Below are 25,120 nucleotides of genomic sequence, written 5' to 3'. Positions count from 1 at the left end.
GGGGTAAGCCGGATCAAGCGGCAGATACGCGCCGCCGGCTTTCAGGATAGCCAGCAAACCGACCACCATTTCCAGACTGCGTTCCGTACAGAGGGCGACCCGATCATCGGGGCGTACCCCCAGCGCCATCAGGTGATGGGCTAGCTGGTTGGCGCGGCGGTTTAACTCCCCGTAGCTGAGTGTGTGATCCTCAAAGACTGCGGCAAGGCTGTCGGGATGCTGTGCGGCCTGCATTTCAAACAGATGATGAATTAACGCATCTTGTGGGAAATCCGCCTGGGTGGCATTGAAATCCCCCAGCAGTTGTTGCCGCTCTGCCGCCGGCAAGATCGGGATATCCCGAATGTCTTGCTGCGGGTTGTGCGTTAAAGCCTCAACCAACCCACGAATGGCCGTCGCCAGATAGGTATTGATCCGTGCCGGTGCAATCTCGGCTATGGTCAGGGCGGTCAGTTGGAAACCGTCGCCCAAATCATCCACCGACAGGGTAATAGGATAGTTGGTGCGCTCTTCTGCCGTGATCAAGCGCATCTCTGTCCATATTGTGTCGGCATTTTCCTTGCCAGATGGACTATGGCGATAATTCAGTAAGGTGCTAAACAGTGGTATGGATTGCCCGACCCCACTGCACTGTTGTGCCAGCACCAACGGCGCCTGCTCATGTTCCAGTAGGGCAGTCAAATTTTGATAGGTTTCCTGCACGATCGTTTGTACCGTGCGCCCGCCCAGAGAGAGGCGCAGGGGCAGGGTATTGATAAACATCCCCAGAATGCGATCCGCCCCGGCGCCGCCTTGCAGCCGGCCGAGCAGCACGGAGCCAAACACCACATCATCGTGGCCGCTGGTTTGTGCCAGCACCTGCGCCCAGGCAATATGGAACAGCACACTGGGACTGACGCCCAGCCGGCGAGCCTGGGAACGGATCGCCTTCGCCAGAGCGGGATCAAGCAGAAGGCTATTTTCGTTAATAGCACGATTATCGCTGGGGACGTTGAGTATCCCGAAGGGAGCGGTGGGTTCGTCAATATCCGCCAGTTGGCTGCGGAAATAGGCTTCATGCTCCGCCACGGGCACCTGTAAGATCTGGGCAATAAAGTTGCGATAGGGCAGCGTGGCAGGCAAGGTGTTTGCATTGCCCTGGAGTATCTGGTTGATTTCGGCAGAAATCAGATCGAAGGTCATATGGTCACTGACCAGATGATGGAAACGCAACGCCAGCAACCATTCGTCTTGTGCCGGATCATGGACGATATCAGCGGTAAAGAGAGGTGCCTGACTCAAATCAATACGGTGCCGGCGTAGATCGGTGTGTGCCAGTAACTGCGCGGGAATATCGTCTGTTGTGACTGGGGTGAATTCATGGATAGCCAGTGAAGCCTGACGCCAGACCACCTGAACGGGTTGTTCCAATCCTCGCCAATATACTGCTGTGCGCAGGATGTCATGACGGTCAATAACTTGTTGCAAGGCTGCCAAAAAGGTATCAAAGCGTTCACGCGTGTCATAAGCCAGTATGATCCGTGATAAGTAGTCATCACCTTGCTCCTGCAACAGATGATGGAACAAAATCCCGGCCTGCAACGGTGCCAGCGGATAGATATCCTGCACATTGCTTGCCCCGCCTGCAACCTGGTCTACGATGACATCAATCTCACCTTGGGAGAGTGAAACCAGTGGCAGCATTTCCGGTGTGATGGCGGTGCAACCTGCTGGGATCAGGTTAGGTGGCACCACAAACGTCTTGGCGTCATGTCGGATAGCCTGGGCCATCTCAGCCAGAATGGGGGTGGTGAAGACATCGTGCACCTCAAGCTGCCAGCCCAGATGGCGTAGTTTTTCAACCAGGCTGACAATCATCAGGGAATGGCCGCCGAGTTCAAAAAAGTGGTCATGGCGGCTGATCTGTTCCAGTCCCAGTAAATCTTGCCACATGTGGGCTAAGGCGATTTCGGTTTCACCGATCGGCGCTTCATAGCGACGGGCAACGACGGCGGATAAGTCCGGAGCCGGCAGAGCCTTGCTGTCGAGTTTGCCATTGGGGGTGAGCGGGAAGGCATCCAGCGTGATGAAAGCACTGGGCAGCATATAGTCAGCCAGATGTTGGGCGAGTTGATGGCGCAATTCAGCCGGCACCAGTTCCATCCCGTCCTCTGGCCGCAGGTAGGCCACCAATCGTTTCTGGTTGGGTTCGTCTTCGCGGGCGATCACCACGGCTTCACGTACCCCGTCACATTGGGTTAATTTGGCCTCGATTTCCCCCAATTCAATACGGAAGCCGCGCAGTTTGACCTGAAAATCATTGCGCCCAAGGTATTCGATATTGCCATCGGGCAACCAGCGGCCAAGGTCGCCGGTTTTGTACATCCGGGCATCGGGTTCCGTAGTAAAGGGATCGATGAGGAAACGTTCGGCGGTCAGTTCGGGGCGATTGAGGTAACCGCGGGCGACACCGGCACCGGCAATATACATTTCCCCCACCACCCCGATAGGAACCGGCTGACCGTGTGGATCCAGAATATAAATCCGGCTATTGGCGATCGGGCGGCCAATCGACGGCGGATTATCGGAAACCGTACAGTGATGGAACGTGGCATAGACAGTGGCTTCCGTTGGCCCGTAGGCATTGAGCATCTGCCGTCCTGCCGCCCAGCGCTTGGCCAGAATGGACGAACAGACTTCTCCGCCCAGCATCAGGGATTGCAGGGTATCAGGCAGGGAATCCATCGCCGCCAACACGGAGGGTGACAAGATGGCATGACTGATGGCCTGTTCTGCCAAATAGCCGGACAAGATTGCACCGGGCAGCAGATGGTCACGTTTGGCGAGATAGAGGCACGCACCGGTCATTAAGGACAGGCAACATTCCAACATACTGGCATCGAAGCTGTTTGAGGCGAACTGCAAGACACGGCTGTCGGTCGTGAGTGCCAGGGTATTTTGTTGGGTGGTTATCAGGTTACACATGCCGTAGTGTTCGAGCATCACCCCTTTCGGTTGCCCCGTTGAGCCAGAAGTGTAAATCACATAGGCCAGATGGTGGGATGTCAGCCCCAGCGTGTGGGGATCGGGGTTACCGGTCGGTTGGGTTGCCAGCGAGGGGTCAGGAATATCCAGCAACACCACCGGCAAGGTATTGTCGAGTTTATCGTGTAACGCGGTTTGGGTGAGCAATACCCCCGGTTTGGCATCGTCCAGCATATAGGCCAGCCGTTCGGTCGGATAAGTGGGGTCGAGGGGGAGATACGCGCCGCCGGCTTTCAGGATAGCCAGCAAGCCGACCCCCATTTCCAGACCACGTTCGACACAAATCGCCACCCGATCATCGGGTTGTACGCCCAGCGCAATCAGGTGATGGGCTAATTGGTTGGCGCGGCGGTTTAACTCACCGTAGCTGAGTGTTTGATCTTCAAAGACCGCGGCAATGCTGTCGGGATGCTGTTCTGCCTGTGCTTCAAACAGTTGGTGGATCAACGTGGCTTGCGGGAAATCCGTCTGCGTGGCGTTGAAATCCACCAGCAGTTGTTGGCGCTCCGAGGCGGGCAGCATCGGCAACGTGGCAATGGGTTGGGTTTCATCCGCGACCATGGCGGTCAGCACATTGTTGAAATAGCCGCCTATTCGCTCAACGGTTGCGGTGTCAAATAAATCGCTGGCATATTCCAGTTCACCAACCAGACCGGCCTCGGTTTCGGTCAATGACAAGGTTAAATCAAAGTGCGCGCTGGGGTGCATCTGCTCAATCGGCGTGCATTGGATATCGGGTAACGCCAGTGTTTGGGGCGGGGTGTTGTTTAAGGCCAGCATCACCTGAAAAATCGGGCTATAGCTGAGGTTACGTTCCGGCTGGAGGGCTTCCACCACCTGCTCAAAGGGCAGATCCTGATGGGCATAGGCGGCCAGTGCCCGCTCCCGCACCAGGGCAAGCAGATCCGCCACACGCAGGTCATCATTGACAGTGACGCGCAGGGCCAGCGTATTAACGAAGAACCCGATTAATCCTTCCAGCTCATGCTGTGGGCGATTAGCCACCGGGGTGCCGATAACGATATCCTCCTGCCCACTGAGTCGGGCGAGGACAAGACTCCAGGCGCTGAGCACCGTCATAAACAAGGTGGCGTTATGGCGCAGCCCCAGCCTTTTTAATGAGGCCAATAAATCTGTATCAACATGTACCGGAACCCGGCTGCCAAGAAAGGACTGCACCGCCGGGCGTGGCCGGTCGATTGGCAGGGAGAGTAAAGCCGGCGCCCCTGCAAGCTGGGCGCACCAGAAATCACGTTGTGTCGTCAGCGAGGCTTCTTGTAGCCAGTGGCGTTGCCAGACGGCATAGTCGGCATACTGAATGGGCAAGGGTGCTAAGGGAGTCTCTTGCCCATCGAGGATGGCACAATAGAGCACGCTGAGTTCATGCATCAGCACACCGACGGACCAGCCGTCCGTAATAATATGGTGCTGCGTTAGCAGCAAGACATGCTCTTCATCGGCCAATTGCAATAAGTGACCGCGGAGCAGTGGGTCTTGGGTAAAATCAAACGGCGTTTGCGCGTCGAGTGCCGTTAATTCCGCGATCCGGCTGTCCTGTACTTCTGGGGGTAATGGGCGCAGATCCTGATAACACAGGTGAAAGCCAATATCCGCCGGATCGATATGCTGGCAAGGTTGGCCGGAAATGAGCACAAAGCGGGTACGCAAACTTTCATGGCGGGCAACCAGATGGTCGAACGCACGCCTTAAGGCATGGCGATTAAGCTGGCCGGCCAAACGTAGCGCCATCGGGATATGGTAAGCCAGGCTGGCCGCCGGGTCGAGTTGGCCGAGGAACCATAACCGTTGTTGGGCAAAGGACAACGGCAATACTTGGCTATGGTCAACCACAGGGATTGTTACCGGAGTGGTGGTTGCCGTGTCAGTCAGCGTTTGCGCCAACGGCATCAAGATCGGTTGATCAAAGAGTTGCGGTAACGACAACTCTCGCGCCAATAGCTGCCGGACGCGGGCAGCCAGTTGGGTGGCCAGCAGGGAATGCCCCCCCAATTCAAAGAAGTGATCGTGACGACCGACTTGTTCCAACCCCAGCAATTCTTGCCAAATTTGCGCCAGGGCGATTTCGGTTTCACCGACCGGCGCTTCATAACGACGGGCTGCGACGGCGGATAAATCCGGTGCCGGCAATGCCTTGCGGTCGAGTTTGCCGTTAGGCGTCAGTGGGAACGTCTCCAGCGTGACAAAGGCACTGGGCAGCATATAGTCCGCCAGATGCTGGCTGAGTTGCTCGCGCAATGCCGCCGGCACCAGTTCAACCCCGTCCTCTGGCCGCAGGTAGGCGACCAATCGTTTCTGGTTGGGTTCGTCCTCACGGGCGATCACCACCGCCTCGCGCACCCCGTCACACTGGGTCAATCTGGTTTCGATTTCCCCCAGCTCGATACGGAAGCCGCGCAACTTGACCTGAAAATCATTGCGGCCAAGGTAGTCGATATTGCCGTCGGGCAACCAGCGGCCGAGGTCGCCGGTTTTGTACATCCGGGCGCCCGGCTCCGCGGTAAAGGGATCGGCAAGGAAACGTTCGGCGGTCAGTTCAGGGCGGTTCAGGTAACCGCGGGCGACACCGGCTCCGCCGATGTAAATTTCCCCCGCGACACCAAGTGGGACCGGTTGGCCTTGTGGATCCAGGATATAAATCCGGCTATTGGCGATCGGGCGGCCAATTGGCGGCGGATTATCGCTAGCCACACAGGGGTAGAGCGTGGCACAGACCGTGATTTCCGTTGGCCCATAGGCATTGAGCATTTTCCGCCCTGATGACCAGCGGTTGACCAGCGTCGGCGGGCAGGGTTCGCCCCCCACCAACAGGGTTTGCAAGGTATCGGGCAGGGAATCCATCGCCGCTAACGCAGTGGGTGACAAGAGCATATGGCTGATGGCTTGCTCTGCTAAATAGCCGGCCAATATTGCACCGGGCAGCAGATGGTCACGTTTGGCGAGATAGAGGCGTGCACCGCTCATCAAGGCCATGCCGCATTCCCAAACACTGGCATCGAAGCTGTTTGAGGCGAACTGCAAGACGCGGCTGTCGGTCGTGAGTGCCAGGGTGTTTTGCTGGGTGGTTATCAGGTTGCACAGGCCGCGGTGTTCGAGCATCACCCCTTTCGGTTGCCCCGTTGAGCCGGAGGTGTAAATCACATAGGCCAGATGACGGGATGTCAGCCCCAGCGTGTGGGGATCGGGGTTACCCGCCGGTTGGCTTGCCAGCAAGGGGTCAAGGTTATCCAGCAACACCACCGGCAAGGTGTTATCGAGTTTATCGTGTAACGCGATCTGGGTCAGTAAAACCCCCGGTTTGGCATCGTCCAGCATATAGGCCAGCCGATCGGCGGGGTAAGCCGGATCGAGCGGCAGATAAGCGCCGCCGGCTTTCAGGATAGCCAGCAAGCCGATGACCATGTCCAGACCTCGTTCAATACAAATCGCCACCCGATCGTCTGGCCGTACCCCCAGTTCAATCAGGTGATGGGCTAACTGATTGGCGCGACGGTTTAACTCACTATAGCTGAGCGTTTGGTTCTCAAACACGGTTGCAATATTATCGGGATGCTGTTCTGCCTGCGCTTCAACCAGTTGGTGGATTAACGTTTCTTGCGGGAAGTCCGCTTGGGTGGCATTGAAATCCACCAGCAATTGCTGCCGCTCGGTTTGGGGCAATATCGGTAAGTCTTGGATCGGTATTTGCGAAGAGGCCAGGGCGGCTTCTATTAATACCCTCAGGCGAGATTGAAGTGCTATCACTTCAGCACGGCTCAGGTCATTGGGCGAAAAATTAAACTCAAGTGTGACAGGTTGATGGGCATTTTCGCGGTTAGCGAAGGCATATTGGTGAACAGTCACAACCAAAGGGAGCGGTGCGCCCCGTTGTATTTTTGCGTATCTGAGTGTGGCATTGGGTATACCTGCGTTCACTTCTGTCTGCTCAAGTGACAGCATGATATCGAATAATCGGGTACGCCCGGTTTTTTGCTGGAGTTGTATTAGTCGATTGAGTTCTGCGCTTGGCAAACGTTGATGTTTGGCGCAACGCCGCAATTCTTCGGCGGTTTTGCTCATCACCTCAAGAAACGTATCTTGGGGCGAAACCGTGATACCGATTGGGATCACCGACGAAAACATGCCCATCGTGTGTTTTTGTTTGTTGTTCTTACGATGGTGCACGGGAATACCAATGACAATATGTTCACTACTGTTTGTTGTTTGCGAAAAAAAAACCGTCCGTGAGAAATAGCAAGCCAGTACCGCATACATAAAATGCAGGACAGATAATCCCTGTATCGCGGCCGTGTCTTCGATTTGCTGAAAAAGCGCTTTATCCAGTTGCCAAATGAGTGGTTCGGCGTCTTCGTTATCGACGGTTTTCTTTAAATGGGATGGCTGAATGAAGGCGGGAGGTAAATTTTTATAGCGTTCTGTCCAGAATTGTTGGTCTTGTCTATAGCGCTGTGAGTTTAGATAGGCCTGATCTTCATCAATAAAGTCAAGATAAGAGAGCGTTGTTTTTTTGCGTTTTTCCCCTCTGAACAGCCGATGATAAATGTTAACAATATCTTCAGGGATCAGGCTTAAAGCGAACGTATCCCCAATAAGATGATGATAGCAGAACTGCAAATACCAACGGTTATCGCCTACCTGTAACAGTTCAAAACGCCATAACTTATTATATAAATCAAACGGTTGATTGAAGGTTGTACGGATATAGTGCTGAGCCTGCTCTTCTGCGTCAGCCGAGCCTGAAAAATTGTGGGTAGTTAAGGATACAGGCAATGTATCGACGAGTTCTTGTAATGGTGATAATTCCTGTGTTTTGACGAGGCGCAAACGTAATGCGTCATGACGCTGAACAACCGCCTCAAGCGCGCGGACTAACAACGCTTCATCCAACTGCCCCTCAATCAGAATGACCGAACCGAAGTGATAGCAGGTACGATGAGGACGGTGGAGTTGGTCGAGCCAGACGGCTTGCTGGGCAGAACTGAGTGGGAATGTGCAAGGAGGAGATACAGAAACATTCTCTAATGCAACCTGATCCTCATTGCTAATATATTTTCTGCTATTGCGTGAGATAGGCATTGCTTAACTCCTGCTCGTAAGGCGAATTAATCAGATAGGGAAATTGAAAAATAAGGCTGATGAACTAAATTTGAGTTATGTCACAATTACTGCACGCTAGGATATGATTGAGTAATTAACTCGTTCATAAACGAATTCCCTGTTTTTTTGATTTTTATTATAAAAAGAACCGCCTTATGTGTTTTTTGGTTATTTGTATAAAAAATATTGAAATAAGGGGGTTGTGGCGATTTTTGAACAGTACCGCCAATACATACCATGCGGATTGTTGTACGCGGTAGGGCAGTGAGTGGATGATCTATTTCACTGAAAATCACCGCCTATTGGCGGTGATTGGGGAAGGTGATGATGCACACGCTGGGTTTATAACAATTCAAATGCCCGCTTAATGATCGCATCGGAATAAGGCTGCTGGCCATTTTCCATTTGAATGATGGCTTTAACCAGTCGGCTCATTGTGGCAACATTTTCGACATCCACCACAGCACTACTGGCGAGGCCAACGGATTGACACACATAAGTAATATAACGCTCAGTATTATTTTCATTCGGCGGCGCCCAGCGGGAAATAAACTGGCGGATCGTATTATCGCCATATTTGCGTTCATAATTGCGCAGGATCTTGAGCATCGCCCGTATGCCATATTCCGGTGCGACAAACTGGCAAAATGATTTGTCTGTCTGCATATTTCGCAAACCTTGCCATTGATCACCGTGGCGAATATTGCCTGGATTGTGGTTACGAATCCCTCTTGTCATGGTTATCTCCTAAACGTTTATTAATGGCACGAATAGCGAACTCGCGTATTTTCTCTACACCAATAAAGCCAACGGCACCGCCGAGTGCAGGTGAGATACTGTTTGGAATGCCAAAGAGTTCCAGTCCACTGGAACACCCCCATGACAACGCGCCACACAGTAACGGTTCAACCCAGCGATTTTTCCGCTCCACGCCGTCATAAATAAGGCGGCCATAACAAATCATGATGGCCAGAATGGAGCCAGAAATCTGTGGCCAAGCGTTTTTCAGGCCGTTTAATAGTTCGGCCCATAAATCAGGATGCTCTTTCATTATTATTCCCATAATTTCATGATGGGCGTCAGGCAAGCAGGTTTTCAACACTGACTCAATGACGCCCCGTACTTTTCTATAGTAACGTCAGGAAAGGCAATCCACAGGGTTACGCTATTGTGCTCTGGCTCTTACTAGACCGACAGAAACCCAACGATTGGGATATACCCGTCGCCTTTCAAGATGCGTCTTATATTTCCCCGCTGCGCGGGGAGATATAAACACTCTCATTGGTTTGCAAACTGCAATTTGAAGTTGGATTGGTATATACGCATTAAACTTCAAGTTGCAATTTACAACACGATATGAAACCTGATTTCTCCCCGCTGCACGGGGAGAAATCACACGCATCTTGAAGTTAGATTGGTATATATAAAAAACAAATAGAACAAAAATAATCTAATCAAAAAAGTCATTCTAATAAGAGATTAAAATGAAATTGATTGGCAGTTTTCCTTGTTATTTCAACAGGTATGGCACCGGTTCTGAATAGAGGTATTGCTTTCTGATTATTTGCCTAAATTGCACAAATTTAAATAGACACTATATTGATTAATGTGAATTTTAATCAGAAAACTATTTTTTTTATAATAGTTAACAAATACAACTTTTTTATTGATGGTTTTACTCAGGCTCACTCGGCATCGTTAAAAATACTTTTTATTCGGCATGAGAGATAAAACCGGCAAATTTCCCTGATGGTATCAACCATTCGATAGTCATTATCAGACAACCCGGATTTTATCCTGTCAGTTCAAATAGAGATAGAGTAAGGAATAATGTCATGAAGGTATTGATAGCAAAAAACGAAGTGGGTACACGATATCATAGTCATTATATTGACAATGCTGTGCATAGATTGGCAGATAATTTAATCGAGAAAGACGTTGATGTTGTTATTGCTGAGTCTTTTGATGATAGCTATACAATCATTTCAGCCAATGAGCCGTTCGATTGTTTAATGATAAGCTGTGCACTCATGGATGATGGCTTATATCTGCAAATACAGAAATTACTCAATAAGTTATTTGAACGACAAGAAAATGTCCCGGTCTTTTTGTTAAGTGATCGGGAAAAAACGGTATTTTTACTCAATCATGAGTTACTGGAGCAGCTAACTGAATTTGCCTGGATATTGGAAGATTCTGCGGATTTCATCGCCGGTCGAGCTATTGCGGCCATGCAGCGTTATCGCCAACAATTATTTCCTCCTTTAATGTCAGCGTTGATGAAATACAGCCGAACCTATGAATATTCCTGGGCTGCACCTGGGCACCAAGGGGGCGTCGGATTTAATAAAACGCCTGTCGGCCGTTTTTACCATGACTATTATGGGGAAAATCTCTTCCGAACCGATATGGGCATTGAACGAACCTCATTAGGTTCACTCTTGGATCACTCCGGTGCTTTCGGTGAAAGTGAAAGGAACGCAGCCAGGGTATTTGGTGCAGACCATTCTTATTCTGTGGTGGTGGGAACGTCAGGTTCTAACCGCACGATTATGCAGGCTTGCATGACCGAGGATGACGTGGTCATTATTGACCGAAATTGCCATAAATCGATTGAACAGGGGTTGATTCTGACAGGCGCAAAACCTGTCTATATGCTACCGAGCCGTAACCGCTATGGCATTATCGGGCCTATCTATCCACAAGAAATGCAGGCTAAGACACTACAGAAAAAATTGAAACAAAACCCGCTAACTCAGGGCATGGCAAGCCAGAAACCAATCTATAGCGTAGTGACAAACTGTACTTATGATGGTGTCTGTTATAACGCCAAACGCGTAGAGGAATTGTTGGATAAAAGCGTCGATAGAATACATTTTGATGAAGCATGGTATGGCTATGCGCGGTTTAATCCGATTTATCATGACCATTATGCCATGCGCGGAAACCCGAAAAACCACGCAGGGGCGACCGTCTTTGCGACCCATTCATCCCATAAGTTGTTAAATGCGCTATCCCAGGCCTCTTTTATCCATGTGCGGGATGGACGCAACCCGGTGGATTTTTCACGGTTCAATCAAGCCTACATGATGCATGCAACAACCTCTCCCCTGTACGCGATTTGCGCCTCAAATGATATTGCGGTGGCAATGATGGATGGCAATAGCGGTTACTCCTTGACTCAGGAAGTTATTGAAGAAGCTGTTGATTTTCGTCAGGCATTAGCACGTTTGCAGCGGGATTTCAGCAAGAAGGGCGATTGGTTCTTTAAACCCTGGAACCAGGAAAAAGTCACCGATCCAGCCACCGGCAAAAAAATGGCTTTTGAAGATGCTCCCAAGGAATTACTGACGAAAGAACAAAGTTGCTGGGCCATGCGTCCTGAGGACAGTTGGCACGGATTTGACGATTTGCCTGACAACTGGAGCATGCTTGATCCCATTAAGGTCAGTATCCTGGCGCCGGGTATGGGGGACAACGGCAAGTTGAAAAAACACGGTGTGCCGGCGGCATTAGTCACTGCATGGTTAGGCCAGCACGGTATCGTCCCAACCCGTACGACGGATTTCCAAATCATGTTCCTGTTTTCAATGGGGATCACCAAAGGAAAATGGGGAACCCTGCTTAACACCTTACTGTCTTTTAAACAGCATTATGATGCCAATGCGCCGTTGAGTAAGGTCTTGCCGGATTTGGTGGATCAGTACCCGGCAGTATATGGCGATTTAGGCTTGAAAGAGCTGGGCGATAAAATGTTCGACTATTTACGACAGAACAATCCCGGCGAGAAACTCAATCAGGCCTATGCCGGTTTACCTAAAATGGAAATGACCCCGCGCGCCGCTTATCAGGCTATTGTGACCAATAATGTGGAAATGGTGGCGATAGACGATCTCGCTCACCGCGTTGCGGCCAACTCCATCATCCCATACCCACCGGGCATCCCAATGCTGCTTTCCGGCGAAAACTTTGGTGATAAGACCAGTCCCCAAATTGGATATTTGCATGCATTACAAAAGTGGGATCACGAATTCCCTGGTTTTGAACATGAAACGGAAGGCACTGAGATTATCAGCGGTATTTATCACGTCATGTGTATAAAAAAAGTGAAAACGGGAAGATAAATTATGGCTACAGTTTCAGAGGCAAAAAAAGTCGGATTGATCCCGGTTACGTTGATGGTGGCGGGTAACATTATGGGGTCGGGCGTTTTCCTGCTGCCTGCCAGCTTGGCTTCAACCGGAGGGATTGCCATTCTTGGGTGGCTGGTAACGATTATTGGTGCCGTGGGGTTATCGATCGTCTATGCGAAGATATCGTCACTGGATGATAGCCCCGGTGGTTCTTATGCCTATGCACGCCGAGCCTTTGGCCCTTTTTTAGGCTATCAAACTAACGTTCTGTATTGGCTGGCCTGTTGGATTGGCAATATCGCCATGGTTGTGATTGGTGTTGGCTACCTGAGTTATTTTTTCCCCGTCCTGAAAGATCCCATTATCTTAACCATCACCTGTACCGTCATACTGTGGATATTTGTTCTCCTGAACATCATCGGGCCGCATGTGATTACCCGAGTACAGGCTGTCGCGACCACGTTAGCCTTGATCCCGATTGTGGCAACGGCGGTTTTTGGTTGGTTCTGGTTCAGCGGTAAGACCTATATGGGGGCGTGGAACGTCAGTGGCTTGAATACCTTTGGCGCCATCCAGAGTATCTTAAACGTCACATTATGGTCTTTCATCGGCGTTGAAAGTGCTTCCGTTGCGGCGGGGGGGGTTAAAAATCCCAAGCGTAACGTGCCGATTGCCACTATCGGGGGGGTACTGATTGCCGCGGTCTGTTATGTCCTGTCCAGTAGCGTGATTATGGGTATGATCCCCAATGCGGCGTTGAAAATCTCGTCTTCACCTTTTGGCGATGCGGCCAGATTGGCATTGGGAGATACGGCCGGAGCAGTGGTTGCCTTTTGTGCTGCGGTGGGTTGTTTGGGATCATTGGGCGGCTGGACATTGCTCGCAGGACAAACCGCCAAAGCGGCCGCGGATGATGGGTTGTTTCCTTCCATCTTTGCCAAAGTTAACAAAGCGGGGACTCCTGTGGCGGGTTTGTTGATCCTGGGGGTTTTAATGACGCTTTTCCAACTCAGTAGCATTTCCCCGAATGCAGCGAAAGAGTTTGGGTTGGTTTCTTCCGTCTCCGTTATTTTTACCTTGATACCTTATCTATATACCTGTGCAGCTTTGCTGTTAATTGGTCATGGTCATCTTGGGCAAGAAAAAACGCGATATATCATCATTACGTTTATTGCCTTCATTTATTGCATCTGGGCGGTGTTAGGAACCGGGGCAAAAGAAGTGGTATGGACACTGGTTGTCATGATGGTCATAACGGCAATGTATACCTTTAACTACAACACAAAACATCCTGTGCCTTTTCCGTTAGATAAAAAAGAGTAGTGTTGGGTGTCACTTATTTTGGTGCTGAAATCTCAGCACCTTTTTTTTGTGGTAAGGCTCAGGTGATTTTGTCCTGATGGGGATAGCGAAGTTGAACGCTATTTCTGACCCGATGTTGCTCAGCATCGCCATGTAACCGGCAGTTTCTATTTAAATTCGTTTTTGATCAAAAAATATTCACGTTCTGTGATCTTGCCCCAATATTGACACTTCCGGGGCAGTATTTAACCAACAAGAAAATAATTTCATGCTTAAATTATAGGTAGGAGTAATTATATTTCAGATGAATATCTTTCTTTTGAGGGAATAAACATTATGAACAAATATAAATTTTTCATATCGCTAGTTATAGCGCTGAGTTGTGCGGCCTGCTCAAGTGACATGAAAATAACCAGAAAAACACATTTTCTAAACCCTAACGTTGTTGGTGAGAACATTCGTATTTTCCCGAAAAGTATTAACAATATGAAGGAATGCGGAAGAGGTTATGTGGTCGGGATATGGTCAAATGGCAATGGCTGGAATGAATGGGCTGTTTGGTTATCAAAAAAAGGACGGAGTTGGAGTAATAATGATGCCCAAATTTATTGGGCATACAGTAAATTAAATACCGATTATGATAGTGGGAAAAACGCTTACGCAACGATTCTGGCAGCCCAAGCCAGTGGGCAGATGGTGGAACTTTTGGATGATGACATGGGGTTTCGATGTGACGCATGGGGTACTGGGATATATAGAGGCCCGCAATTTGATTCAGTACAAGCCTGGTTTCCATAATGGTGGATCATTTTTCTGGTTTCTCTGAAAATTTATAAAATTTTAGGGGAGGAACATTTAATGAGAATTTTAAAATTCCTTTATTTATTATGCGTTGTATTTTTATACACAGCACAATCCTATGCTCAGCCACCCATTACTAAAGTTTACCGAGTCGATTCTCGCCCTCTGGAACGCATCATCAGGGCTGGTGGATTTCATTCCCGGGGAACGAATGATGATATTGCGCGGCATGTTCAGGGACCCGATGCGTTCGTGCCGCTAGAGCAGGAAACGCCAGCCGATCTTTCAGCGTTTGTTGCAACATCTACCAATCGAGAGTTTACTTATGAATTTGGTGGCTCTTTTCCAGATGATGTACACGATCCATTCTATATTTATGACATACGGCCAACCGCCAATTTTTATAGTGTGGTTTTAACATTAGAGCACCTTTATCAGCAGACGGGTAATGACGAATATCGGCGTTTGATTAGTGTGTTTGGCGACCAGGCAGAATATGCCGCATTCGGAAGTATTGATATCAGTCAAGTTCATGGCGCTCAGAGGTATGTATATGTTAGCAGCAGAAATACTTACGTTAGAAATGGTGACTATATACCTAACCCATCGTACCAGGAAGCTGAAACATACCCCAATACGGGTCCTTATATACAGCAGGTTCAATCACCAAGTGAAATAATCACATCTGAAACTTATTGTGCGTCCAATTGGACTTCCCCGACTTCGTATTATCCTGTTCGTCATGCCGCCAGTACTCACGAAAAGTACCCGTTTTTAACAAAATTAAAGGTATGCCATGACAGTTTATCAACAATCGCTTTTTTAAATGCCTGTTTTTTGTAATCGTGTTCAATTTAATTTCACTCCACCTGTTCAAAGGTGGAGTGATAACCCATTTTGTCCAGTCAAATTCCCCTATCGAGTCTTTTACGTTTTAATGGCGAATGCATTAATCCATTAAATTTATTTATTTAAATTAAATAATAATATTTAGTTATTATAATATTTTTGCGATAAATAAAGGAGAATAAAGGAACAATATGTACGCTATTTTTTGTTTTGACCTACATCTTATAGCGTATATATTAAGCGGTTGTTTTTAATTCATAAGAATTAATAAATATTTTAATTAACTTAAATCACTAATCTAAATGTATTCCCTGTGTATTTCAGGATGCCAACAATACTGCAACTGGAAGGACGGGTATCAAGCAAAGTGGTCATTCTCACAACATGCCGCTTTCTTTAAGGAAGCCTGCATCGGATGAGGATAGTGTATGGTTTGTTATTAACAATGGGATCGTCAATACGCTAGGACATGATGCGGCTGACAAATTATTGATGACAAGCTCTATCACAAAAGGCATAGATAAAATACTTTGTGCAACAGGTGAAGTGATAGGGATGTTTCTTGCATGGGGGGCGGAAAAAATAGCCCAAGGTTCTGTCAGTTTATATGCAAAAAGTATTGAAAAGGTCACCCAGACTTTTACCACTAAGATTTTTGCTGCCTTGGGGGTAGAAGAATATAAAGGATCTGTGTTACTGACAGAAAAACAAGTGGCAAAATTGATTAATGATTTGGAGAGATATAAACAACAAGGGCTTATCGGAGAGTCGAAAAGATGGGGGAAAAAAGTCAAAGTCGATTTTCAAAAGGAGGGAGGGAAAGCCGTATTTAATTGGTCAAATAGGGTTAAAAATTATACGGGAAATTTGAAGTTAAAAATACCTACCATTAAAGTTAACAGTCCAAAATTTAATATTAAGTTTCTGCAACATTATGATAAACCCCTTAGTATTGTGCTGGATTGCAGTCTAACCGGATTTGATTTGGTTATGAAAAGTTATACATTCTATACCTTATTGGCACAATCTGGTTTTGATAGGAATAACCCATTGAAAGCGAATCGAAAAATGGTGTATTTAGCTTTTACCTATCTGAATACGACACTTGGTATGGCAGTTGCCGCACGAAATTCTTCTGAGCTTATCGGGAAAGGGCTTGCAAAAGCAGAAGCCTTGGCAAGAAGAATGAATCATCCTGCGGCAGAAGCCCTATTAGGTGCTGCATCACGTAAGCTAATGTTAAATAGTACCTATATAAAACTGCTGGCAAAGGGGGCAGTTGGGGTAACTGGGATTTTAAGTGGGGCGCTTTCATATTATGACGCTTATCATGCCAGCGCTTTAGGTAGTCATAAGGAAGCATATGCCCATGTTGCTATTGGTACTGGCACATTAATGATAACGGCTGGATTTTTGGGGGCATCACTAGTGGGAACAGGCGCTGGTGCAGCAGCAGGAGTATCTTTTACCATTCTGATATGGGCGGGAATTCTAGGTATGCTAGCAGGTATTGCCTATTTGGTTCTTTTTGGCAAAACCCAATTGGAATATTTATTAATGAATTGTTTTTGGGGAAGTGGTGATAAATATTCATTTTTGGAAATGAATTCTAAACGCCCTAAAAAAATAGAAACTCAATTCGACGAAGTTCGTAAAATGGATGATAAAGTAATTAATGCATTTAAGGTTGAGCATCAAGAATTTTTGAATTTTTTTACCAGGCCAATTTTAAAAAAAGAAAGTAATAAAACAGAAAAGAGGGTTTATCACTTTATGTTGCCGAATTTTCAATGGGAAAGATCAGAGTTAGTTTATCATGTCTTGCCATCATCTACTGTTACTTCCAGAAGCGATCATACCATTTATTTAAATGAGCGTCATTATGCTGAAGCGAAGCGGAGGTTTGATGCATTAATGGAACAATCTATCGCTGAGGTAATTTATAAAAATGAAAATCCCATTGATGAAAATGGTGTGCTTACTCTGGCATTGGAAATAGAAGAAGAATATGCTCAATATCTAACTGTTTTTTGGTATTATATGCCCAAAGAAGATGATATTTCACCCTTGCGTTATCAATGGGGAGAAGAGCCAACAGTCGAAAATGCAATTTACGGATATTTGGATGAGAAGGTACGTTAAATGATAGGATCAATAAAAAAGTGGTTAACCAACAAAAAGACTAAAGTCAAAGTAAATCATAATGCCAAAATTAGCCGGCTCTCAACAGTGTGTGATCCTTTTCTGGATGAAGACATTGGTATGCTGGATAAAGGGCAAATAAAAACAGAGGGTTTTATTGATTTTATTAATGACAAAAAATGTGAAATACGGTTCGGCAGGAGTCATTATCGTGAAAAAATTTTACTTGCTTCTTTAGCTGGTTTTTTATTAGGGTTTTATTTTTTTATTGATGATTACATTACATCATGGAAAGCGAATGAGAACCTTAATTTAAGAATTGTTAGTAATATTAAAGATAAATATGGGGAAGATTTTTATCTAAACCCTAAATTGCCAGATTATTATAAACCTTATGAGTATATTGCTGATGCGAAGAGTATTTCTTTTCCTCAATATTTTCATATTCTTTATACGGATAGTGGTTTTTACGATAAATCGAGTGTTCGAAAGGATTTGTTACTAGATGGTGGCTTCTTCCTGTTTTCTATTACCATGATTTTACTTCATTTACGGGGATTATCTTTACTTCGTAAAATACCCCCCTTTGTTATTGATCGGGAAAAACAACTGTTTTATACCTGGCGTAGGAGGAGGATGTATGTTGCGCGTTACTCTCAAGTCGATGTTGTGCATCTCTATGATGTTTTGTATTTAAGAGTTTATGGATTTGACAAAAATAATAAGCTGATGATTTATGCTTTCGAACCCCGTATTCCTAACCTAATAGACGATATAATAAGCAAAAAATATTTATTGGCTTTTATTGCAAAATATCTGATACAAGGGAAAGGGGCTGTCAGTTCAGTGGATTTTAAACACCAATTATCTGTATTTTCTCCACGTAAAAGTCCGAAACCAACAGACTGGGAAACACAAATTACGGCAATCTTAGCTGAGTTGGACAGGCTTGGCCCCCCGAAAGGCGCTACTGATCCGAAAGATTAGTTAGAAAAAATAGCACCGAAGAAGAATATAATTATCTCGGTGCTATTTTGAAAGTTTTAAAACTATGTTGTCAATAGTTACTTTATTATCATTCGTATTGTATTGTTCTGTGGGATTGTTTTGTATGGCTAAAAATAACGAAATTAAACTAGCGCGGTTGTCAACAGTGTGTGATCCTTTTCTGGATGAAGACATTGGTATGTTGGATAAAGAACAAATAAAAACAGAGGGTTTTATTGGTGTTATTGATGATAAGAAATGTGAAATCCGGTTCGGCAGGAGTTATTATCGTGAAAAAGTTTTACTTGCTTCTTTGACCGGTTTCTTATTAGGTTTTTGTTTTTTTATTGATGATTGCATTTCAACATGGAAAGCTGATGAGAAATTTAATTTACTAATTGTTAGTAATATTAAAGAGAGATATGGGGAGGATTTTTATCTAAATCCTAAATTACCAGATGATTTTAAAATTTATGAATATATTGCTGATGCAAAGAACATCCCTTTTCCTCAATATTTTCATATGCGGTATACGGATAGTGGTTTTTACAATAAATCGCGTGTTAGAAAGTATTTGTTATTGGATGGTGGTTTTTTTATATTTTCTATTACCATGATTTTACTTCATTTATGGGGATTATCTTTACTTCGTAAAATACCGCCCTTTGTTATTGATCGGGAAAAACAACTGTTTTATACCTGGCGTAGGGGGAGGATGTATGTTGCGCGTTACTCTCAAGTCGATGTTGTGCATCTCTATGATGTTTTGTATTTAAGAGTTTATGGATTTGACAAAAATAATAAGCTGATGATTTATGCTTTCGAACCCCGTATTCCTAACCTAATAGACGATATAATAAGCAAAAAATATTTATTGGCTTTTATTGCAAAATATCTGATACAAGGAAAAGGAGCTGTCAGTTCAGTGGATTTTAAACGCCAATCGCCAATATTTTCTGCATGTAAAAATCCAAAACCAACAGACTGGGAAACGCAGATTACAGCGATCTTAGCTGAACTGGACAGGCTTGGAACCCCAAAGGGAGCCACTGATCCGAAAGATTAGTTAGAAAAATAGCACCGAAGAAGATTATAATTTTCTCGGTGCTATTTTGAAAGTTTATGTTCTTATTATCTTTTTTACTTTTTACTATTAATAATGTGGTTTTTGTCACATTTATCATACCTAAAGGTTTTTTCATACGAACTCCGATCGTTTCCTCACAATGAAAATAAACCCTATAAATGAACTTGACTATCGTGTAGTGATGGAATGGTTGGGGCATTTATCTCAGTTGTTCCTGAACGGACGTCAGATATCGTTCGACTTGGCCTTAGGGCATTGCTGTCAGCGGCTTTGTCCAACCTCATGAGCGCAACCATTGGCGGCATGTTTATGAGTTTATCTGGTTAATCTCTATCCATGGATCTGAATAGGAGCTAACATGTTTTAGGTGTTAGATAACTCACAGTAAGTTTTCCACATTTCAATATACTAAAGAAATCAGGATAACTTGGTATTTCAGTAAGTAGGAGCGTGCATATGTACAAAACTATTTTAGTACCAGTAGATATTTCAGAAGAAGATCTCACCAACAAGGCGGTTGGCTGCGCGCTTAAAATCGCCAGAGAGACAGGGGCTAAATTACATTTTTTACATGTATTGCCCATCTCATCGGCGATTATTAATGCTTATGCGTTAGGCTATATGGAAATTAAGGATAAGGCGACGCTCAAGGCAGAACAAGATTTGAAAAAGTTGGTTGACTCCATTGAATTGCCAAATCGCCAGATCTCCTATTCGATTGCATTTGGATCTCCACGAGATGAAATCACTGCCACAGCGAATGAAATAAGTGCTGATTTGATTATTATTGGCTCAAGGCGGCCTAATATCACAACGCATCTGTTAGGCTCCAACTCTGCTGGAGTTGTCAGATATGCAAAAACATCTGTACTCGTAGTGCGATAATTATTGATAGTAATAATTATTGATAGTGATAATGGTAATTTGTTGATTAATTGATGCTCAATAGCTAACGGTTATATCCTATGACAGGGGAGTATGTATGTATAACACGATCTTAGTTCCAATTGATATTGCAGAAGATATCTTAACTGATAATGCGCTCAAACATGCTGAGTATTTAGCAAAAATATCGAATGCAAAGATCCATCTTTTTCACTCTGTGCCAGATATTTCCCGATTTTCCGTGAACTATAGTTACCACTATGATTTATTGAGTGCTTTTGCTAAAAAAGCAATCGAGAATTCTGAAGAGGAACTTAAGAAAGTTGTAGAGCGAATTGACTTACCTAAAGATAGAGTATCCTTTTCCGTTGCCTTTGGCTCCCCACGGGATAAGGTGTTGTCTACCGCACGTGAAATCAATGCTGATTTGATTATTATTGGCTCTCGTCGGCCTGATATTTCAACTCACTTGCTGGGTTCAAATGCATCGGGCATTGTAGGGTATGCCAACATCTCGGTTTTGGTCGTAAGATAATTGATAGTATCTTCTGGACGAAATTGAAAGTCACCGATAAAACCGTGCTATGTTTAGCACGGTTTACCGAGAAAATTTTGCTTAATCAGAAAATGAATTCAGCGTAATATCTAATTGATTCTTACCGGCAATAATAATCTGAATCTGTAAATTATTTTCTGAATTGTTAGTGGTTATGACGGTCACCTCTTCATTCCCTGAATATTTTTTTACAACTTCCAGCAACTCCTGCTCAAGTTGTTCAGTTTTAGTGCTAATAGCCATTTATCCTACTAAATATTTTAGAAATGCTTTAATACTACCGAAATAAACCTGGCTCAATAGTTTAATAAACATAATATTTTATTGCTTAATAAGCCAATAACCGAGGTTGGTTGATGGATTAAGTTATCGTGTTATCTATTAATTTAAATAATGCATTGTTGTCTTATTCATCATTAAAGAAAAATCGACGAATAATATTTGTCATTTTACGCTGTTATCAGGCAGGATAATAGATGGATGTTATGTACAATAAATAAATAGGTATTATTTTGAATAATAAAATTGGCCAGTTGGCACGTTATCTTTTGGTTTTTGGATTAATTTTCTCTTTTCAGGCATGGAGTGCGCCAAATAGCTTCGAACAAGCTAAAGTTGAAGCAAGAAAAAATGTTTATAACGACCAGACAAAATCGGGTGCAGGCACACTCTATTGTGGGTGTGATTGGCAATGGGTCGGCAAAAGTGGTGGGCGTGTTGATTTGGCTTCTTGTCGTTATCACGTCAGATCACAGCAAACAAGGGCTGCACGTATTGAATGGGAACATATGGTGCCAGCTTGGGTATTTGGGCATCAGCGCCAATGTTGGCAAAATGGCGGGCGGAAAAATTGCGTTGAAACCGATCCCGTATTTCGCGTGATAGAATCAGACATGCACAATTTAGCGCCATCAATCGGTGAAGTTAATGGTGATCGCAGTAATTTTGGTTATGGGGTGCTCGCCAGAAACACACCCAATATGTATGGCGCGTGTAGCAGTAAGGTGGATTTTAAATCACGTCTGTTTGAACCGCGCGATAAAGTGAAAGGCATGGTAGCCAGGGTCTATTTTTATATGTATGACCGTTATAATCTGACGATGTCACGCCAACAGCAACAATTGATGATGGCATGGGATCGCCAATATCCGGTGGATGCCTGGGAGCGTGAAAGGGATAACCGAATCGCCAAGATTATGGGACACCATAACCCATTTGTGACTGGCAGCAAAAAATGGCAATTGGGGCATAAAAATTCAGGCCAGGGATTAATATCACAGCAAGGGCTAGCCACACAAAAAAGGGGAATGGTGCAGAGCAGTGAGCCAAAGCAAGCAGGAAATGCCGCCCAGAGAGTGACAGCAAAAACCGCGCAAAACGAGATGATTAAGGGGAATAAAAATAGCCAAATTTACCATCTTGCGCACTGTTCTGGTTATAAAACCGTGGCAGAAAAAAACGCAATTTACTTTCGTTCAGAAGCGGAAGCTAAAAAAGCCGGCTATCACTTGGCAGGTAATTGTAAAAAATAGTTATTAATGTACTGCCAATAAAAATCAAAGCACGTTTCAGTAAAATTTATCCTTTGAGCTTGTCATAAATAAAAAATAGTCATTATACTGACATCATAGTCCGTTAGATTACTTCAAAGAAAACGGAAAGATGCGAGGAATGCTAATGACAGATACTGAAACTGCATTCTCGGTTAGGAGCCGGCGCTTGGGATCATGTCACTGATAAAAAGTGGCGATCTTAACGCCGGTTTTTTTATGGGCCTTTAATGAGCTTAAAAGGAAGCTCCTATCTATACCAATCCAACTTCAAGTTGCCGCTTGCAAACCAATGTGAGTGTTGGTCTCTCCCCGCGCAGCGGGGAGAGACCAGATGCATCTTGAGAGGCGACGGGTATATAACATCAAGATTAAGACACCGCAAAGTGAAGCTAACGATAAGGTGTGTGACTATGGGTAGACAAAAAGCAGTGATCAAATCTCGCCGTGAAGTTAGGAGAATGTTGAAAAGGGACATGCGACAATCGCGTTATCGGAATCATGATAATGTCACTTCATTGGTACAGCTTGGAGGCGTTGAGGCTATTGGAATGGCGCGTGAAAGCAGGGATACTTCAGAACTGATGCCGCGCAACGAAGCGCAGTATCGTTATATGCGAGCAATCAATAACAAGCAATTGATTATTGCCAATGGTGAAGCAGGTTGTGGCAAAACCTATATCAGCGCTGTGATGGCGGCCGATGCCTTAATCAATAAAGAGGTTGATAAAATCATTGTGACACGTCCGGTATTGCAGGCAGAAGAAGATCTTGGTTTTCTGCCGGGAGATATGGCAGAGAAATTTGCGCCTTATTTCCGGCCGGTTTATGACGTGTTATTAAAACGCATGGGAGCTTCATTTTTGCAATATTGCTTACGTCCTGAAATTGGCAAAGTAGAAATTGCTCCCTTTGCCTATATGCGAGGAAGGACGTTTGAAAATGCATTTGTGATCCTTGATGAAGCGCAAAATGTTACCGTTAATCAGATGAAAATGTTTTTAACTCGATTAGGCGAAGATGTCACCGTGGTTGTCAATGGTGATGTTAGCCAGTGTGATTTGCCGGCGAATATCACTTCGGGATTGGCAGATGCATTGGCGCGGTTTTCCAATGATGAAGCTATCAGTGTGATCCCTTTCTCCCAGCAAGATTGTATTCGCTCAAAATTATGCCAGAAAGCGTTAATGGCTTATGGTTGAATAATAGCTTTCAAATTCATTGCATAGAGACATGATAAGGAAACAACCCCCGGTTAATTTTTTTGACTGGGGGACATCATTTTGTTTTTTATGATCGATATGCCTTGCACAATTTTATCAATGAGTGATATTGACCCAGTAAATTTTAGGTTGCAGTGTAGCCAATAAAGTGGCAATTTGAAAGACGATTGAGAGTAATATATACCAATCCAACTTCAAGTTGCCGTTTGCAAGCCAATGAGAGTGCTTATATCTCCCCGCACAGCGGGGAGATATAAGACGCATTTTGAAAGACGACTGGTATATTAGTCAATTTGATTTGTAATAAATATAAATCAATTAATTTATATTTCATTATTCAATTTTTATTAAGGCTATAATTATGAACCATGATGAAAAAAAATTAGAACTACAACGACAAAGAAAAGCCTGGGATAAATATAGAGAATGTGTGCGTGATCGTTGGAATAAAAATGCTATAAACAGGATGATGAATAATGGAAGTCGTTGGCGTCTTTTGGGTTTTACCCGAAATTTACATATTAGTATGCAAAATAATATAGACGAATTACGATGTAAAATACTGCCACTTTCAAATGAGGAACAACAATTTGCAGATGCTTTTATGGGAAAAAATTTTTTCATTGTTCATGCAACTAATGCTAATCTAACAAATAATCCAGCAAAGAATTTGCTTATTTATTCAAGCTGTCGTCTTAAGGTGAACAAGATTGAGTTTCCTGAACACAATTCCTCATATCAGGATCGCTTTGGATTGGGTAATGATGATTATGTGTTTTTTTCGCTTGAAGTAGGTAATACATTACAAAAGCCATACAGTATATTCGGGCTTAATTTTTTTCGTATTCCCTATAAAAGAGAAAATATGGCACTCCGTCATTCTGTTATGACACTGATTGATCAAATTAAATTAGAACCTCCTAAAAGTAGGATGATTAAAAATATTAGTGAATCAGCACGCAAACATCTTGAAACAAGGAATTTCACAAGAGAAAAAACACATTTCTGTGGTATTGATAATTGTTTAGAAGGATTACTTTATTCAATTGTTTTAGAAATAAGAGATCTTGGTAATTATTCATGGATGAAAAATGATGCAAATTTGATTTTATCTGCACGAACTGATGATGAAATAAATCAAGTTATTAATGGATTATTCCGCCCTGAAGTTAGGGTGCCAAAAATGGTAGGAATTCCTAGCGGCTTTTACCAGGTAACAATGAATAAGCGTTTTTGATGAAATCTGGTTGCTTAATATTTTAAATTTAGATGTTTTTATGAGAGAGGGGACTTTTGATTATAATGAAATGGACACCTCCAAATCCATAGAAATATGAAGAGGTGTCCAATAATGCAAACTGTCAGGGTTGATCTAATAAAGAATCTTTACTATGTATTAATATTTTCTATTGTATATTTAAGGTATTGATGAACTTTAGCCACAATATTTATTTTTCCATATGAAA

At 44.6% G+C, this 25,120-nt stretch carries 16 protein-coding genes and 1 pseudogene; 13 read left to right on the top strand and 4 right to left on the bottom strand.

Features of this window, described 5'->3' with window-relative positions:
* From Xkoz_RS09550 to Xkoz_RS09540, 3 genes are all read right to left on the bottom strand, one after another.
* The coding region (locus Xkoz_RS09550; protein ID WP_141554410.1) for an amino acid adenylation domain-containing protein at positions 1-8,118 on the bottom strand (8,118 nt) is incomplete at its 3' end.
* A gap of 363 nt (positions 8,119-8,481) precedes the next feature.
* Positions 8,482-8,877 carry a structural protein gene (locus tag Xkoz_RS09545; RefSeq protein ID WP_099141937.1) on the bottom strand — a complete coding sequence of 132 codons (396 nt, stop codon included), beginning with the start codon at positions 8,875-8,877 and terminating at the stop codon, positions 8,482-8,484.
* Positions 8,858-9,190 (bottom strand): phage holin, lambda family, encoded by a 333-nt coding sequence (locus Xkoz_RS09540; protein ID WP_099141936.1) that lies wholly within the window; start codon positions 9,188-9,190, stop codon positions 8,858-8,860. The genes Xkoz_RS09545 and Xkoz_RS09540 overlap by 20 nt, the downstream gene beginning before the upstream one ends.
* A 784-nt stretch (positions 9,191-9,974) precedes the next feature.
* Between Xkoz_RS09540 and adiA the strand changes: the two genes are divergently transcribed.
* From adiA to Xkoz_RS09490, 10 genes and pseudogenes are all read left to right on the top strand, one after another.
* Positions 9,975-12,263 (top strand): arginine decarboxylase, encoded by a 2,289-nt coding sequence (adiA, locus tag Xkoz_RS09535; RefSeq protein WP_099141935.1) that lies wholly within the window; start codon positions 9,975-9,977, stop codon positions 12,261-12,263.
* Between the two features lie 3 nt (positions 12,264-12,266).
* On the top strand, positions 12,267-13,595 hold the full coding sequence (gene adiC, locus Xkoz_RS09530) for an arginine/agmatine antiporter (protein ID WP_099141934.1): 1,329 nt from the start codon (positions 12,267-12,269) through the stop codon (positions 13,593-13,595).
* A 315-nt stretch (positions 13,596-13,910) separates the two neighbouring features.
* Entirely contained in the window at positions 13,911-14,372 is a 462-nt protein-coding gene (locus Xkoz_RS09525) for a hypothetical protein (RefSeq protein WP_099141933.1), read from the top strand.
* A gap of 60 nt (positions 14,373-14,432) precedes the next feature.
* Positions 14,433-15,218, top strand: a complete 786-nt coding sequence (locus Xkoz_RS09520) for an enterotoxin A family protein (protein ID WP_099141932.1) — start codon at positions 14,433-14,435, stop codon at positions 15,216-15,218.
* Positions 15,219-15,608: 390 nt separating this feature from the next.
* Positions 15,609-17,366, top strand: a complete 1,758-nt coding sequence (locus tag Xkoz_RS09515) for a hypothetical protein (RefSeq protein WP_099141931.1) — start codon at positions 15,609-15,611, stop codon at positions 17,364-17,366.
* Complete coding sequence (locus Xkoz_RS09510; RefSeq protein WP_099141930.1) at positions 17,367-18,353, top strand: hypothetical protein; 987 nt, start codon at positions 17,367-17,369, stop codon at positions 18,351-18,353.
* Between the two features lie 124 nt (positions 18,354-18,477).
* Positions 18,478-19,419, top strand: coding sequence for a hypothetical protein (locus Xkoz_RS09505; RefSeq protein ID WP_099141929.1), 942 nt, complete (start codon positions 18,478-18,480; stop codon positions 19,417-19,419).
* A 207-nt stretch (positions 19,420-19,626) separates the two neighbouring features.
* Positions 19,627-19,767: pseudogene (locus Xkoz_RS09500) on the top strand (NupC/NupG family nucleoside CNT transporter); the annotation flags it as partial.
* Positions 19,768-19,896: 129 nt separating this feature from the next.
* Positions 19,897-20,325: a universal stress protein gene (locus Xkoz_RS09495; protein WP_099141927.1), complete on the top strand. Its 429-nt coding sequence runs from the start codon at positions 19,897-19,899 to the stop codon at positions 20,323-20,325.
* Positions 20,326-20,422: 97 nt separating this feature from the next.
* The gene (locus Xkoz_RS09490; protein WP_099141926.1) at positions 20,423-20,860 is read left to right on the top strand and encodes a universal stress protein; all 438 of its coding nucleotides are present in this window, start codon (positions 20,423-20,425) and stop codon (positions 20,858-20,860) included.
* An 81-nt stretch (positions 20,861-20,941) separates the two neighbouring features.
* Here the strand turns inward: Xkoz_RS09490 and Xkoz_RS09485 are convergent, their stop codons facing one another.
* Positions 20,942-21,124, bottom strand: coding sequence for a hypothetical protein (locus Xkoz_RS09485; protein ID WP_099141925.1), 183 nt, complete (start codon positions 21,122-21,124; stop codon positions 20,942-20,944).
* A 269-nt stretch (positions 21,125-21,393) separates the two neighbouring features.
* Between Xkoz_RS09485 and Xkoz_RS09480 the strand changes: the two genes are divergently transcribed.
* The 3 genes from Xkoz_RS09480 (at position 21,394) to Xkoz_RS09470 (ending at position 24,891) form a co-directional block, all read left to right on the top strand.
* The gene (locus tag Xkoz_RS09480) at positions 21,394-22,413 is read left to right on the top strand and encodes an endonuclease (RefSeq protein WP_099141924.1); all 1,020 of its coding nucleotides are present in this window, start codon (positions 21,394-21,396) and stop codon (positions 22,411-22,413) included.
* A gap of 431 nt (positions 22,414-22,844) precedes the next feature.
* Positions 22,845-23,633: a phosphate starvation-inducible protein PhoH gene (phoH, locus tag Xkoz_RS09475; RefSeq protein WP_208615237.1), complete on the top strand. Its 789-nt coding sequence runs from the start codon at positions 22,845-22,847 to the stop codon at positions 23,631-23,633.
* Between the two features lie 382 nt (positions 23,634-24,015).
* Positions 24,016-24,891 carry a hypothetical protein gene (locus Xkoz_RS09470; RefSeq protein ID WP_099141922.1) on the top strand — a complete coding sequence of 292 codons (876 nt, stop codon included), beginning with the start codon at positions 24,016-24,018 and terminating at the stop codon, positions 24,889-24,891.
* Positions 24,892-25,120 lie beyond the last annotated feature (229 nt).

This window comes from Xenorhabdus kozodoii, from assembly GCF_002632875.1.
Classification (GTDB): Bacteria; Pseudomonadota; Gammaproteobacteria; order Enterobacterales; family Enterobacteriaceae; genus Xenorhabdus; species Xenorhabdus kozodoii.
Note: the sequence above shows the minus strand (reverse complement) of the source record. Positions and strands in the feature narration are given on the sequence as shown.

What these genes read in the sequence shown, in the direction of transcription:
- Xkoz_RS09545 (WP_099141937.1), bottom strand. Translation starts at nt 8,877, where the DNA reads ATGACAAGAGGGATTCGTAACCACAATCCAGGCAATATTCGCCACGGT.
- Xkoz_RS09540 (WP_099141936.1), bottom strand. Translation starts at nt 9,190, where the DNA reads ATGAAAGAGCATCCTGATTTATGGGCCGAACTATTAAACGGCCTGAAA.
- adiA (WP_099141935.1), top strand. Translation starts at nt 9,975, where the DNA reads ATGAAGGTATTGATAGCAAAAAACGAAGTGGGTACACGATATCATAGT.
- adiC (WP_099141934.1), top strand. Translation starts at nt 12,267, where the DNA reads ATGGCTACAGTTTCAGAGGCAAAAAAAGTCGGATTGATCCCGGTTACG.
- Xkoz_RS09525 (WP_099141933.1), top strand. Translation starts at nt 13,911, where the DNA reads ATGAACAAATATAAATTTTTCATATCGCTAGTTATAGCGCTGAGTTGT.
- Xkoz_RS09520 (WP_099141932.1), top strand. Translation starts at nt 14,433, where the DNA reads ATGAGAATTTTAAAATTCCTTTATTTATTATGCGTTGTATTTTTATAC.
- Xkoz_RS09515 (WP_099141931.1), top strand. Translation starts at nt 15,609, where the DNA reads ATGCCGCTTTCTTTAAGGAAGCCTGCATCGGATGAGGATAGTGTATGG.
- Xkoz_RS09510 (WP_099141930.1), top strand. Translation starts at nt 17,367, where the DNA reads ATGATAGGATCAATAAAAAAGTGGTTAACCAACAAAAAGACTAAAGTC.
- Xkoz_RS09505 (WP_099141929.1), top strand. Translation starts at nt 18,478, where the DNA reads ATGGCTAAAAATAACGAAATTAAACTAGCGCGGTTGTCAACAGTGTGT.
- Xkoz_RS09495 (WP_099141927.1), top strand. Translation starts at nt 19,897, where the DNA reads ATGTACAAAACTATTTTAGTACCAGTAGATATTTCAGAAGAAGATCTC.
- Xkoz_RS09490 (WP_099141926.1), top strand. Translation starts at nt 20,423, where the DNA reads ATGTATAACACGATCTTAGTTCCAATTGATATTGCAGAAGATATCTTA.
- Xkoz_RS09485 (WP_099141925.1), bottom strand. Translation starts at nt 21,124, where the DNA reads ATGGCTATTAGCACTAAAACTGAACAACTTGAGCAGGAGTTGCTGGAA.
- phoH (WP_208615237.1), top strand. Translation starts at nt 22,845, where the DNA reads ATGGGTAGACAAAAAGCAGTGATCAAATCTCGCCGTGAAGTTAGGAGA.
- Xkoz_RS09470 (WP_099141922.1), top strand. Translation starts at nt 24,016, where the DNA reads ATGAACCATGATGAAAAAAAATTAGAACTACAACGACAAAGAAAAGCC.